The organism is Streptomyces sp. WMMB 714, assembly GCF_900090125.1.
GTDB classification, from domain to species: Bacteria; Actinomycetota; Actinomycetes; order Streptomycetales; family Streptomycetaceae; genus Streptomyces; species Streptomyces daqingensis.
This window is the reverse complement of sequence record NZ_FMHJ01000003.1, coordinates 503420-515970: the sequence shown is the minus strand read 5'-3', so window position 1 is coordinate 515970 and position 12551 is coordinate 503420. Positions and strand designations below refer to the sequence as shown.

11 protein-coding genes are annotated in these 12551 nt (G+C 68.7%); 9 read left to right on the top strand and 2 right to left on the bottom strand.

Features of this window, described 5'->3' with window-relative positions; all coding sequences use genetic code 11:
- Window positions 1-146 precede the first annotated feature (146 nt).
- The 3 genes from H181DRAFT_RS07580 (at window position 147) to H181DRAFT_RS07570 (ending at window position 2132) form a co-directional block, all read left to right on the top strand.
- Window positions 147-767, top strand: a complete 621-nt coding sequence (locus H181DRAFT_RS07580) for a DUF6230 family protein (protein ID WP_045863418.1) — start codon at window positions 147-149, stop codon at window positions 765-767.
- Window positions 758-1384 (top strand): DUF6114 domain-containing protein, encoded by a 627-nt coding sequence (locus H181DRAFT_RS29820; RefSeq protein ID WP_254666739.1) that lies wholly within the window; start codon window positions 758-760, stop codon window positions 1382-1384. Before H181DRAFT_RS07580 ends, H181DRAFT_RS29820 begins: the two co-directional genes overlap by 10 nt.
- A 64-nt stretch (window positions 1385-1448) precedes the next feature.
- Window positions 1449-2132: a hypothetical protein gene (locus tag H181DRAFT_RS07570; protein WP_107068704.1), complete on the top strand. Its 684-nt coding sequence runs from the start codon at window positions 1449-1451 to the stop codon at window positions 2130-2132.
- Window positions 2133-2301: 169 nt separating this feature from the next.
- On the opposite strand, the gene H181DRAFT_RS07565 is transcribed toward H181DRAFT_RS07570, so the two are convergent.
- Both H181DRAFT_RS07565 and H181DRAFT_RS07560 read right to left on the bottom strand, forming a co-directional pair.
- Entirely contained in the window at window positions 2302-3318 is a 1017-nt protein-coding gene (locus H181DRAFT_RS07565) for an SRPBCC family protein (protein ID WP_045863416.1), read from the bottom strand.
- Window positions 3319-3323: 5 nt separating this feature from the next.
- A complete protein-coding gene (locus tag H181DRAFT_RS07560) occupies window positions 3324-3983 on the bottom strand; it encodes a hypothetical protein (RefSeq protein WP_045863415.1) in 660 nt (219 codons plus the stop codon).
- 544 nt (window positions 3984-4527) lie between these two features.
- On the opposite strand from H181DRAFT_RS07560, the gene H181DRAFT_RS07555 reads away from it, so the two are divergent.
- The 6 genes from H181DRAFT_RS07555 (at window position 4528) to H181DRAFT_RS07535 (ending at window position 12549) form a co-directional block, all read left to right on the top strand.
- Entirely contained in the window at window positions 4528-5442 is a 915-nt protein-coding gene (locus H181DRAFT_RS07555; protein ID WP_045863414.1) for an ATP-binding cassette domain-containing protein, read from the top strand.
- Between the two features lie 2 nt (window positions 5443-5444).
- Window positions 5445-6218 carry an ABC transporter permease subunit gene (locus tag H181DRAFT_RS07550; RefSeq protein WP_045863413.1) on the top strand — a complete coding sequence of 258 codons (774 nt, stop codon included), beginning with the start codon at window positions 5445-5447 and terminating at the stop codon, window positions 6216-6218.
- Window positions 6219-6855: 637 nt separating this feature from the next.
- Complete coding sequence (locus H181DRAFT_RS07545) at window positions 6856-7020, top strand: plantaricin C family lantibiotic (protein ID WP_229711746.1); 165 nt, start codon at window positions 6856-6858, stop codon at window positions 7018-7020.
- A 31-nt stretch (window positions 7021-7051) separates the two neighbouring features.
- A complete protein-coding gene (locus H181DRAFT_RS29345) occupies window positions 7052-7204 on the top strand; it encodes a class II lanthipeptide, LchA2/BrtA2 family (protein ID WP_175439725.1) in 153 nt (50 codons plus the stop codon).
- A gap of 130 nt (window positions 7205-7334) precedes the next feature.
- Window positions 7335-10361 carry a type 2 lanthipeptide synthetase LanM gene (lanM, locus tag H181DRAFT_RS07540; RefSeq protein WP_045863411.1) on the top strand — a complete coding sequence of 1009 codons (3027 nt, stop codon included), beginning with the start codon at window positions 7335-7337 and terminating at the stop codon, window positions 10359-10361.
- Window position 10362: 1 nt separating this feature from the next.
- Window positions 10363-12549 (top strand): peptidase domain-containing ABC transporter, encoded by a 2187-nt coding sequence (locus H181DRAFT_RS07535; RefSeq protein ID WP_045863410.1) that lies wholly within the window; start codon window positions 10363-10365, stop codon window positions 12547-12549.
- Window positions 12550-12551 lie beyond the last annotated feature (2 nt).

The window sequence follows — 12551 nt, the reverse complement described above, 5'->3', positions numbered from 1 at the left end:
AATCGCCGGTGTCCATAACCTGACTCGCCAGTAACTCTTCCGCACGGCAGGGTCGCCTTCTGTGCGCTCCCCCCTGATACCTCGCACGTGCTCCACATCCCCCACACCACGGTCACGCTCGTCAACTGCACTCAAGGGGACACACCATGAAGGATGCGCACGGCAGACCGCTGACAGGACGCACGAGTTGGCGGAAGTTCGCCGTCCTGTGCGTGCCGGGCTTCGCGGCGACGGCGGCCCTCGCCATCGCACTGGCCAACGGAGCGCTCGCCGCGTCGTTCGCCGTGTCGGGACAGCAGTTCAAGGTGTCCGCGAAGAGCCTGGACGGCGACGGCTTCGTCCAGTACGGCAGCATCGACAAGAACGCCAGGGGCGAGTTGATCCCCGTGGCGGTCACCGGGATCAAGACCGCCGAGATGCGGGACCTCTGCCAGTCCGTCGTCACCAAACTTCCCGTGATCGGCAGCATTTCGCTGAACCTGACCGCGGGCACCGGCAGCAAGCCGGTGGAGGCCACCGACCTCTTCGTCGACGCGACGCAGCTCTCCGGCGACGCCGGCTTCAACAAGATCGAGATCGGCCGGGACGCCTCGACCCTCGACAAGGGCCCCAAGGGCGGCCAGGGCCTCCAGGACCTCTTCGGCCAGCAGGCGGACGACGTCCACATCTCCAGCCTCAAGCAGACCGCTTGGGCCACGAACGCGGGCAAGTTCAAGCTGTCGGGCCTGAGCATGAAGGTGAACAAGGGCACGAAGGAATGCTTCTGATCTGGCGCCGGTGGCGCGGGTGGCGCCGCGGCCGGCCTTTCTGGGGCGGTCTGCTGACCGTCCTCGCCGGTACGGAGATCGCGGTCATCCCACTGGCTCCGCTGAAGGTGATGCTGCACCAGGGGACGGCCGGGCTGCCGACCGTCGTACTGGGGCTGGTCATGGTGGTCCTCGGGTTCAGCGCCTGGTTCGGCCCCCAGTACAGGGGACTCGCGGGCGTGCTGACCGTGCTGCTCGCGACGGCCGCGCTCGTACTGTCCAACCTGGGCGGTTTCGTGATCGGCACGCTGCTGGGCGTGGTCGGCGGTGCCCTGATCTTCGCGTGGCGGCCGGTTCCGGCCGGGCCGCCGCCGGACGGGCAGACGGAGGCGGAGCCGGCCGACGGCACGGCGGCCCACGCCGGCACGCCGTCAGGAGCGGCCGCGGACGGCGGCCGCGCCGGGGGCACCCTCGCCGGCACGGCGCGCGGCGCTTCGGCCGGCACGGCCGCGGACGCCTCCAAGGAGGACACGCTCTCCTCGCTGGCCTCGGCCTTCTCCGTCCCGCAGCAGCCACCGCCCCCCGAATCCCCCGGCACCCCGTCGGGGAACAGCAAAACGAGCCGGAGCCCCGAGTAAGACTGAGCGAACGAGTGCCATCGCCCCTTCTGTTTCCGCGAGCCGAACTACAAGGAGCCGCATGATGAGCACGCGCCACCAGCCCGCCCGGTCGTTACGGGTCGTCGTGACCGGCATCGTCGCCGCCGCCGCACTCCTGGCGGCCGGCGCCGCGAGCGCCACCCCGCTCAGCGGCGCCGCCGGCACGGCCGCCGCCGAATCCACCACCGTCACACCGGCCGGAGACGAGTACGCCGCGAAGCTCACCGGCGAAGCGACGTTCACCGCCGGATCGGTGACCGTGAGCTGCACCGTCTCGGAGGCCACCGGCCGGATCCCGGCCGCGCCCGGCAACCACAACGACGCGGGACCTGTCGAGTCGGGCATCAACCCGCCCACCTACGACTCCTGCACGGCGAGCCTGCCGGGCGTCGACGCCACCGTGGAGACCACCGGCGACTGGACGGTCTCCATGCAGAACGGCGCGCCCGCGACCGCCGGACTCACCATGCCGACCGCGGGGTTCGTGCTCAAGACCAGCGGGCTCGCCGAGTGCACCGTGACCGCCGCTCCCACCGAGGCGGCGACGGCGACCGGCACATGGGCCAACGGTTCACCGTCGACTCTGACCTTCGACGAAGCCGCCGTCCCCGTGACGGTCGAAGGCGGATTCGGCTGCCCGACGAGCGCCACCAGCTCCGCCTTCAGCGCGACCTACGAGATCACCGACACCACAGACCCCGGCGCGGACGTGACCGTCACCTCCTGATCCACGCTCCGCCGCCGCGCACGCCCGCCACCGCGCCGCGGCACGCGTGGAGACGGTCACCCGACCCGGCAGCCGGTCCTCTCCGCTTCCTCGTCAGAGCGGAGAGGACCCAGGGCGTTCCCGGTGCTCGGCCGGGCCCGCCGCAGGAAGAGGCCCGGCGTCCCGCGCGTCACCGGGTCTCGTACTCGCGCTCGTCCTCGTCCTCGTACTCGTCTTCCTCGTCTTCGAAGTCCTCGCCGTTCCGGTCCTCTTCGTCTTCGTCTACTTCATCGTCTTCGTCCTCGAAGTCCTCGCCGTTCCCCTCTTCCTCCGCATCGCCCTCGTCCCGCTCCTCGCCCCCGCCGTCGCCTCGGTCCTCCTCGTCCTCGGCGAGCACGTCCTCGTGGCTGCGCACGACCTCGCCCTCCCGGATCTCACCCCGCCAGCCCTCCGGGACCTCCTGGACGCCGAGCGAGACGTAGCGGAGGAAATGCTTGAGGTCGAGGCGGAGCCGGCGCCCCTGCGCGCGCCAGAGGTTGGCCGTCTTCTCCAGGAAGCCGCCGGGCGTGTACTCGACGACCACCACGATCCGCGTCAGGTTCGGCGCCAACTCGTGGAAGGAGATGCTGCCGTGGGTCGTCGCCTCCCCCGAGGACTTCCACACGATCCGGTTGTCGGGCACCTGCTCGAGGACCTCGGCCTTCCAACTGCGCTTCGAGGGGCCGACCTTGCCCGTCCATTCGGACGTGGTCTCGTCGTCGCCGCGTGACGCCTCGACCACGCCCTTCATGAAGCTGCTGAACTCCTCGAACTCGGTCCAGTGGTCGTAGACCCTGCGCAGCGGGAGACCGATGTCGAGCACCTCGACGATGTTGGTCGTCTTCTTGTCGCCGGCCTCGCCCCCGCCGCCGAAGAGTTCCTGGACCTTGCCGACGGTCTTGTCCTTGACCTTCTTGACCATTTGACCGCCGACGGCCTTCGCCGGCGACTCGCCCTTCAGCAGCTTCGCCCCCATCTTCGGCAGGTCGCCGCCGCCCGGAGCGCCGCCCTCGGCGACCTTCTGCGCCAGCCCCGAGACCTTGCCGCCCGCCGAGCTGACGAGATTGCTCGTCTTCGCGGTCAGGTAGTTGGAGAGTTCCTCGCGTACCCGGTCCAGGCCCGAACCGCCGTCGTTCGCGGCGTCCTTGCCCGAGTCCTTCTGCGGCATGGCTCCTACCTCCGGCGGCGCTGCTCGGCGGGCGAATTGCTGGCGGTCTTCCGTCCGCCTGTCTTCTTGGCGGCCTTCTTCGGCGGCGCCTTCTTGGCGGGGGCCTTCTTCGCGGCGGGCTTGCCGGCGGTCTTCTTCGCGCGCTTCCGCGGTGCCGCGGCCTGTTCGTCCCGGCGCTCGCGCGGGGGCCTCCGGCGGCCCTCCCCGCCGCGCCCGCTCGACTCCTCTTCCTCCTCCGGCTCGCCGCCGGGTTCCTCACGCTCGTCCGCAGCCTCGTCCCGTTCCCCGTCGTCCCCGTCGTCGCCCCCGTTGTCTTCGTCACCGCCCTGAACGCCGCCGAGCACGCCGCCGAGGCCGTTGAGCGACGACGTGCGCTCGGCCAGCGAGTCCGCGAACGTGCCGAGGCGGCGGTCGACGGCTGTCTTCAGCGCCTCGCGTCCCACCGTCAGCAACTCGTCGCGCACCTGGTCGGCGAGCTGGGCGAACTGGGGGGAGTCGCCGAGCCGGCCCAGGCCCGAGGCCAGCAGCTCCTGCGGTTTGGACTGGAGCCGTCCGCTGACCATGAAGGTGGCGACGGCGATGGCGAGTTTCGCCTTGCGGCTCCGTCCGAGGAGGTATCCGGCGGCGACACTCGCCGCAAGCGCGGCCTTCGGGCTGTCACTCATGCGCGCATCCCCATCCTTCTCCTCGATCCGGCGGCGTCCGCACCGCCGGCCCGGCCGTCTGCTGATCGCGGGACGCCTCGCGGTCCACCACGCGGTGTCCGGCGCCCGACGCACGGCGGTGCCGGCCAGGGCGGACGGACAGGTTCGTGAGACGACATGGCTCCATCCTGGGCACGGCGCCGGGCGGTCCGCGTCATCTGCTCCGCCGTACGGGTACGGGCGCCAGGCGCGGACGGTGCCCGGCCCCCGGGGGAGAGGGCAGGGCTCTGTGCGGACGGGCAGGGCCGGACCGGCTCTCCCACGGAACCGGTCGTCCCGCGATCAGTCGTACAAATCGCCTGGAATCGTCAAGATCGGCACGTCCCGTGAAACCGTCCCGCGAACGTGAAGGCCGTGCGAAGATGTCCGGCGCCAACACGCGGCGGATTCAGAGATCCTCTCCGCCGCCTTCACTCATCCCACCGCAGCGGCGTCGGCCTCGGGGAGGTCGCTCCCGGGCCAAGTGCGCTCAGTTGCCGGTCTACGCAAGGGGGAACGGGGTCGAATGATCGAGGTTCAGAAACTGACCAAACGCTACGGGGAGACGCTCGCCGTCGACGGGCTCTCCTTCCAGGTGAGACCCGGCCGCGTCACGGGCTTCCTCGGGCCCAACGGCGCAGGCAAGTCCACGACGATGCGGGCGATGATCGGCCTGGACCGGCCGACGTCCGGCCAGGTGCTCATCGACGGCAGGCGCTACGAGCAGATCGCTCAGCCCCTGCGGAAGGTGGGCGCGCTGCTGGAGGCCAAGGCCCTGCACGGCGGACGTACCGCGTACGGGCACCTGCTCGGTCTCGCCCGCAGCAACCGCATCCCCGAAGCGCGGGTGGGCGAGGTGCTGGAGACGGTCGGGCTGTCCGCCACCGCGAAGAAGCGCGCCGGCGGGTTCTCCCTGGGCATGGCGCAGCGGCTCGGCGTCGCGGCCGCGCTGCTCGGCGATCCGGAGGTGCTGCTGTTCGACGAGCCCGTCAACGGTCTCGATCCCGAAGGCATCCTGTGGATCCGGGAGTTGATGAAGAAGCTGGCCGGCGAGGGCCGTACGGTCTTCGTCTCCAGCCACCTGATGAGCGAGATGGCCCTGACCGCCGAGCACCTGATCGTCATCGGGCAGGGGCGTCTCCTGGCGGACACCACGGTCGAGGACTTCATCGCCCGCAACTCGCGCTCGTACATCCACATCCGGACGCCCGAACCCGAGCGCATGCGCGATGTCCTGGCCGGCGAGGGCATCCGGACGGACAACGGGCCCGAAGGCGTGCTCGAAGCACTCGGCACCACCTTGGAGACGGTGGGCAAGCTGGCCTCGAAGCACCAGGTGACGGTCTACGAGATCAGCCCCCGTACGGCCTCGCTCGAAGAGGCGTTCATGCAGCTCACCGCGGACGCGGTGGACTTCCGCGCGGACCTGGAGGTGCGGTGACGATGTCGGACACCGGCGCGGCAGTCGCGTTCGAATGGACGAAGATCCGCACACTGCGGTCCACGGTCTGGAGCCTCGCTCTCTTCTCCGCCGCCAGCGTGGCCGTGGCCCTTCTCTTCGGTTACGTCATGCGCGGTACCTACGCAGACCTGGACGCGCAGGCGCAGGCCCGCTTCGACCCGGTCGCCTCCGGCTTCAGCGGGATGAAACTCGGGATGATCGCACTGGTCGTCTTCGGCGTGCTGACCGTGAGCAGCGAGTACTCGACGGGCTCCATCCGCAGCTCACTGGCGGCCGTACCGCGCCGGGGCGTCCTCTACGCGGCGAAGCTGCTCACCGGCACGGCGACGGCGCTGGTCGTCTCGGCCGTCGTGGTGACCCTCAGCTTCTTCGCCACGCAGATGATGCTGGGCTCTCCCGCGAGCGTCTCCCTCTCCGACGACGGCGTGCTGCGCGCCCTCATCGGGGGAGTGCTCTACATGACGCTGATCTGCGCCTTCTCCATGGGCCTCGCGAGCGTGCTGCGCAGTTCGGCGCTGACCATGGGCATCCTCGTGCCGCTCTTCTTCATGATCTCGACGATCCTCAACAGCATTCCCGGAGTTCAGAAGGTCGCGCAGTTCCTGCCCGACCTGGCCGGCGGCCTCATCCTGCGCAGCAAGGAGCCGCACGGCGACGGGGTGCTGACGGCCTGGACGGGCATGGCCGTACTGGCGGCCTGGGCCGTGCTGGCCGTTGCCGCGGGGTACTACGCGATGCGCCGCCGGGACGCCTGACCAGCCGTCAGGGCGCCCTTTTCGGCGGAGAATCGCGACATTCCGGCGCGGCCGCCGGGCGGGCTTCTCCTGTCTTTCCGGAGGCTCGACCGGCGGCCACCCGTGATTTCGGACATAACGCCTTCCAGGTGGAGTAAGCCCCGGACCGCAATGAATCCCCACAGGGGGCGGGTGAAAGTCCGGGAATTCCGAGCACATTCGGAGCGGGGGATTCCGATCGTGTCCGGGGAGGGGGTCCCGCGGGTCGTGCGGAGTTCGCGGCCGAGGTCCTCTTCCATAACATCCGGAATCACTTGATCCGTGATTTCGGCCCCGGTCCGACGGCGCCAGGAAAGCCTTTTCATGGTTCTTGAGCTGCCGTTTCGTGCGACGTCTCGAATGCGGGGCGGAGCTTCCGGGAGCGGGGCGTAACATCCGGAATTCTTTGTTCCGCCCCTTGTCCACGCCAGTCAACTGACAGATGTCATGTGATGTGGATCACGTGTGGAAAATTGTTGTGGCGAAACCATGGAGCAAATACTGTCTAGCCCGCACCGCTGGGGGGCGCGGATCGCAAAGAAATTCAGAAGTACGCGGTCGGAGCGCCACCGGTGCGCAAGAGCAATTCATGTCTGTACTCGCAGAATGGAGTTCCATCGTGTACAAGGGCGACGTTTCGCTGGTTGAAGAAATCGCGGAGCAGGACTTCGACGGTGTTGCCTACGGTGCTTGCACCACCAACACCTTCTCCCTCTCCGACGTGCTGGGCAACACCGGCGGCTGGTGCACCCTGACCGTCGAGTGCCAGCCGAACTGCAACTGACCAGAAAAACAGAAAAGGGAAGAGGTAGATCATGAGCGACGACATTCTGGGTGGTTACGACGAGGCTGAGCTCGTCGAGCTGAGCGACGCCGACGCCTACGGCGGCACGGCGTGGGTCTGCGCCACGGTCACGCTGGCCACCGCGGCCATCTGCCCCACCACGAAGTGCACCAGCCAGTGCTGAATGTGACTTCACCTCTCTCGGTGGTCATGTAGCAGTACGAAGCGGAATGGAGGCCCCTTTCGGGCCTCCATTCCGCGGCCTCGACTTCGGCCGTCTGACGACATCTCGCGAAAACGGGAGCAGCAACACCGTGATTTCTCCAGCCAAGTACTACCCGGAGTTCGACAGCGCCGAAGTCGAAGAAACAATCGTCCCGCTGTCGCAGTTCGACGACCAGTTCACCGGTGTGCTCCGGGCCGGCGGTGAGAGCGCGGACGAGCGCCCCTCGCCGGGCGAGGGGACGCGCGCGACGGTACGGGAGTGGCTCGGCCGGCCGGAGCAGTACCCGTTCCAGAGCATCATCAGGGGTGTCGCCGCCGGCGTCGCCGGAACCGACCCCGTCGCCCCGTTCGGGAAGCTCTTCAGCGACCCGGACGCCATGCTGGTGCAGCTGCTCGAACGTACCGAGAGCAGGGTGCGCGAGGTCTACAGCCGTCCGCTGGTCGCCGCGATCAACCACGCGCGCGAGGAGGGACGGCTCGTCGGGGAGACCTCCGAGGAGCGCTACCGGTACTTCGTCGACCAGGCGAGGCTCACGTCCTTCGAGGAGGTGAGCGGACTGTCCTTCCCCGTGCTGCGCGACATCACCCGGATCCTGCTCGCCAACGGCGCGGAGAGCGTCGCCGAACTCTGCCGCCGGCTCGTCGCGGACCGCGAGGCGATCGCCGGGACCTTCGGCATCGAGGTCCCGGACCGGATCGTCTCCTGCGGCTTCTCCGAGGGAGACGCCCACAATCACGGACGCAGCGTCTCCGTGCTCGAGTTCGAGTCCGGCAAGAAGCTCGTCTACAAGCCCCGCGACGTCTCCTGCGAAGCCGCGTACGAGCACATCGCCACGGAACTCAACAAGGAGATCGGGACCTCACTGGCCGCGGCCCAGGTCCTCGAGCGGAACCATTACGGATACGTCGAGTTCATCGAGACCGAGGACGTCTCGGACATGTCCGGGGAGTTCATGCGCGCCAGCGGCGAACTCGCCGCGGTGCTCTACCTCCTCAACGCGCGCGACATGCACTTCGAGAACATCCTGCCCACCCGCCGTGGCCCCGTGCCCATCGACCTCGAGACGATCCTGCACCCGGCGCGCGTCCACGAAGGCCCCACGCCGGAGGCCGTGGGGAACGCCTACGAGACGATCGGGCAGTCCATCTACGGCATCGGCATCCTGCCGCTCGTGATGGTCGGAAAGGGCGAGGACGCCGGCCACGTCGACCTCGGGTTCCTCGGCGACCAGGGGCGGGGCTCCTCGCCGTTCAAGTCGATCTTCTTCGAGAACCCGTACACGGACCGCATCAGCCTGGTGATCCGCGCCCAGGAGGCGCAGGGCCGCCGCACGGTCGTCAACTCCCTGGGCGAGGACGAGGTCCGCGTCCTGGGCGACCGGATGGCCGAGGGGTTCTCCCGCGTCTTCCGCACGATGATGGCCTCCCAGGACAGCTGGGCGGAGCTGCTGCGGAAAGCGGCGTCGGGCATGCGTGTGCGCTACGTCCACAACCCGACGGCGCTGTACGCGCAGACGCTGCGGATGACGTCCAGCGCCGGCGCCCTCGACGACGTCTCGCCCTACATCGCGCTGCTCAAGCGCATCGCGATCGCCAGCAAGACCTCGTCCCGGCAGATCGTCCGCTCCGAGATCCGTCAGCTGGCCGAGCGCGACATCCCCTACTTCACCGTCTCCGCGACAGGCGTCGCCCTGGAGGACGGGGACGGCCGCGAGGTCGGAGCCTTCTTCGACGAGAGCCCGGTCGACCGCGCCCTCGCGAAGACGGCGCACATGACGGAGACCGACCTGCGCGAGCAGCTCCGGCTCGTCTACTCGGCCTTCTCCTCCCGCTTCCCCGACAACCACCTCGCCGCCTCCGGCACTTCGGACGGCGGAGCCTTCCACGCGCCGTCGGACCGCGGGACGGCGGGTGACTCCCACGGCGAGCTCGTCGAACTCGTCGAGCGCCTCGCCGGCAACCTCGTCGAGACATCGCTGCCCGACAAGTTCGCGCACCTGCCGCGCACCTGGATCGGACCCCTCGCCTCGGCCGCGGCCAACAGGCCCTGGCCGCCGGGAGTGCTCGGATACGACCTGTACACCGGCAGGGTCGGCCCCGCGCTGGCCCTGGCCGCCGCCGGCCGGTTCCTGGACCGCGGCGAGTACCGGGATCTGGCCGGGCAGATCTTCTCCACGATGGCGGACATCCTCGCCGGGCACCGGTACGAGAGGCGCAGCATCCAGCAGGCCGGCTTCGGCGGCTACACCGGCATGGCCGGCATCCTATTCGCACTGGCCACCACGGGCCGGCTGCTGGAGAACGACGAGTGGGTCGAAGCCGCCCAGGGCGCCCTGCCGCTGGTCCTCGACCAGATGCGCGACATCGATCCGCGGGCGCTCCCCATCGACGTGGTCAACGGCGTCGCCGGTGTCATGGGCTGCGTCACCGCGATCGGCGGCCCGCACGCCGACGGGTCCCTGGCGGCCCTGACGGGGATGCTGACCGACGCCGTCCGGGACGGGCACGGCGCCGTCTTCGCCCAGTCCGGCTTCGCGCACGGCGTCAGCGGGCTCCTGCACGCGCTGAGCGGCGCTCTGCCGCGCGTGCCGGCCGGGCAGCAGGACGTCGTGCGGGCCACCCTGAAGGACCTCGTCGGCCGGCTGCAGGAGTTCTACGACAGGGAGCAGGGCAACTGGTTCTCCAACGCGGCCACGCCCTGGTCGTTCTCGACCGGCTGGTGCCACGGCGCGACCGGCATCGCCCTCGCACTGTCCTCGTACGGTCAGGTCGCGAAGGACGACGTCGTGAACTGCATGCGCGACGTCGCGATCGGCAACCTCGTACGCCACGGCTTCGGGCGGAACCTGACGTGGTGCCACGGCGACCTGGGCAACCACGACGTGCTCGCCAAGCTCGCGGCGGACGACGAGGGCCTGCGCGAGGAGGTCGCCAAGATCGAGCAGCGGTGGCTCCAGCCGGACGTCCTCATACGGAAGACCAACGACAACCAGAGCCGGTACGCGCACACGAACAGCCTCATGGTCGGCACCGCCGGCATCGTCCTGCACCTCGTCAACCGTCTCGATCCGAGCGTTCACATCTCACCGGTCACCCTTACCTTTGAGAGCCGATGACATGAGCCTCACACTCCGCAGCCGCAAGCACGCCCGCCGCGTGCCCACGCTCACGCAGGTGACGCAGACAGAGTGCGGGCTGTGCTGCTCCGTCGCACTGCTGCGCTACTACGGGCGTGCGGAGGACCTCTCCAGCGCTCGCGCCGTGATGGACGCCGGCCGCGACGGTCTGAGCGCCGGTCAGCTCGCCCGCTACCTGCGCACGCGCGGGATGGACGCGAAGCTCTTCCGCGCCAAGAGCGTCTCCGCGCTGGAGAAGTTCACCTCGCCGGTGATCCTCTACTGGGAGGAGTACCACTTCGTCGTCCTCGAGAAGTTCGACGGTCAGAAGGCGACCGTCATGGACCCGGCCGTCGGGCGCCGGCGGCTGAGCCGCGAGGAGCTGGAGGAGGGCTTCAGCGGCATCGTCGTCTCCGCGGACGTCGGCCCGGACTTCGAGAAGACGCGTCAGAAGCCGATGACGGAGTGGCGCGACATCCCGCTCTTCGCGGAGGGTTCGCGCAAGCGGATCGCCCTCGTCGGCCTGCTCTCCTTCAGCGGCTACGGCGCGGTGCTGGGCATTCCCATGCTGACGGAATGGGCGGTCGACCAGCAGGCGAGGTGGAAGGGGCTCGACGACCTGGGCACGGTCATCGCCGTCGTCCTGGGCGTGGCGGCCGCCTACCTGGCCCTGCACGTGGTCAGAGTCATGGTCCTCTCGTCCGTCGTGGCGATGCTGGGCAAGCATCTGATGACCCATACGTTCAGCAAGATGCTGTCGCTGCCGTACAGGTTCTTCACGGTCCGGCAACCCGGTGAGCTGCTGTTCCGGCTGAACAGCGTCAACATGATCAGGGACCTGCTGTCGTCGAGAGTGGCGCAGGGAATCCTCGACGTGGGGACGCTGCTGTGCGTCACCGGCTACCTGTTCTACGTCGAGTGGCGCCTCGGACTGATGGCCGTTGTGCTGTTCCTGCTCAACGCGTTCTACCTGGCCCGTACGCGGCCGAAGCTGATGGAGTTCGTCGACTCGGAGATCAGCCAGCTGAGCAAGAGCCAGTCCACACAGCTGGACGCGATCGTGTCGATCCCCACGATCAAGATGGGCGGCTACGCGGACGAGTTCCTGGAGAGCTGGGGCAAGGTCTACGGCTCCTCGCTGGAGGCGATGAAGGACCGGATGCGCATGCAGCAGGGCCGCATCTCGGGTGTCACGACGACGACCCAGATGTTCGGTCCGATGATCCTGCTGCTCTCCAGCCTCTACTTCGTCAGCCACGGCTACATATCGCTGGGCGCGGCCATCGCCGTGCAGGCGGTCTCGGCGACCTACTTCTCCCTGTCGACGTCGGTGTTCTCGACCTACACCGAGTTCACCGAGGCGTCCCGCTACATGGCCAGGCTGAGCGACATCGTCAAGTCGGAGCCGGAGGACCCGGGCGGCACCCTCACCGGTCTGCTCTCGACGTCCATCCAGCTGGAGGACGTCAGCTTCCAGTACACGAAACACAGCGACCTGGTGATCCGGAACGTCTCGCTGGACATCCCGGCCGGCTCCCGTGTTGCCCTCGTGGGCGCCTCGGGTTCGGGCAAGAGCACCCTGGGCCGCATCATCTGCGGGCTGTACGAGCCGACCAGGGGCAACGTCAGGTTCGGCGACGTCGACACGCGGCACTACGACAAGAACGCGCTGCGGCGGCAGATCGGCTACATCCCACAGGAGATCCATCTCCACAACCGCACGATCCTGGAGAACCTGACGCTCGGCCAGGACATCCCCGCGGACAAGGTGCGCGAGTACTGCGCCGGCGTCGGCATCCTCGACTTCCTCGAAGATCTGCCCATGGGCCTCAAGACCCTCGTCTCGGAGATGGGAGCGAACTTCTCCGGCGGTCAGCGCCAGCGCCTCGCCATCGTGCGGGCGCTGCTCCAGAACCCGCCCATCCTCGTGCTCGACGAGGCGACGTCGGCCCTGGACACCGTCAACGAGCGCCGGGTCGGCGAGATCATCGAGCACATCGGCGCCACCCAGGTGATCATCGCCCACCGTCTGGCGACCATCAAATCCGCCGACCACATCTACGTGCTCGACAACGGCCGCGTGGTCGAACAGGGCAGCCACACGCAGCTGCTGCACGGCGGAGCGGTCTACACGGACCTGTACGCGGACAGGTCACCGGACCTCGATGTCGTCGTCGGAGGCGAGTGAAC

What these genes read in the sequence shown, in the direction of transcription:
- H181DRAFT_RS07565 (WP_045863416.1), bottom strand. Translation starts at nt 3,318, where the DNA reads ATGCCGCAGAAGGACTCGGGCAAGGACGCCGCGAACGACGGCGGTTCG.
- H181DRAFT_RS07555 (WP_045863414.1), top strand. Translation starts at nt 4,528, where the DNA reads ATGATCGAGGTTCAGAAACTGACCAAACGCTACGGGGAGACGCTCGCC.
- H181DRAFT_RS07560 (WP_045863415.1), bottom strand. Translation starts at nt 3,983, where the DNA reads ATGAGTGACAGCCCGAAGGCCGCGCTTGCGGCGAGTGTCGCCGCCGGA.
- H181DRAFT_RS29345 (WP_175439725.1), top strand. Translation starts at nt 7,052, where the DNA reads ATGAGCGACGACATTCTGGGTGGTTACGACGAGGCTGAGCTCGTCGAG.
- H181DRAFT_RS07535 (WP_045863410.1), top strand. Translation starts at nt 10,363, where the DNA reads ATGAGCCTCACACTCCGCAGCCGCAAGCACGCCCGCCGCGTGCCCACG.
- H181DRAFT_RS07570 (WP_107068704.1), top strand. Translation starts at nt 1,449, where the DNA reads ATGAGCACGCGCCACCAGCCCGCCCGGTCGTTACGGGTCGTCGTGACC.
- H181DRAFT_RS07550 (WP_045863413.1), top strand. Translation starts at nt 5,445, where the DNA reads ATGTCGGACACCGGCGCGGCAGTCGCGTTCGAATGGACGAAGATCCGC.
- H181DRAFT_RS29820 (WP_254666739.1), top strand. Translation starts at nt 758, where the DNA reads ATGCTTCTGATCTGGCGCCGGTGGCGCGGGTGGCGCCGCGGCCGGCCT.
- H181DRAFT_RS07580 (WP_045863418.1), top strand. Translation starts at nt 147, where the DNA reads ATGAAGGATGCGCACGGCAGACCGCTGACAGGACGCACGAGTTGGCGG.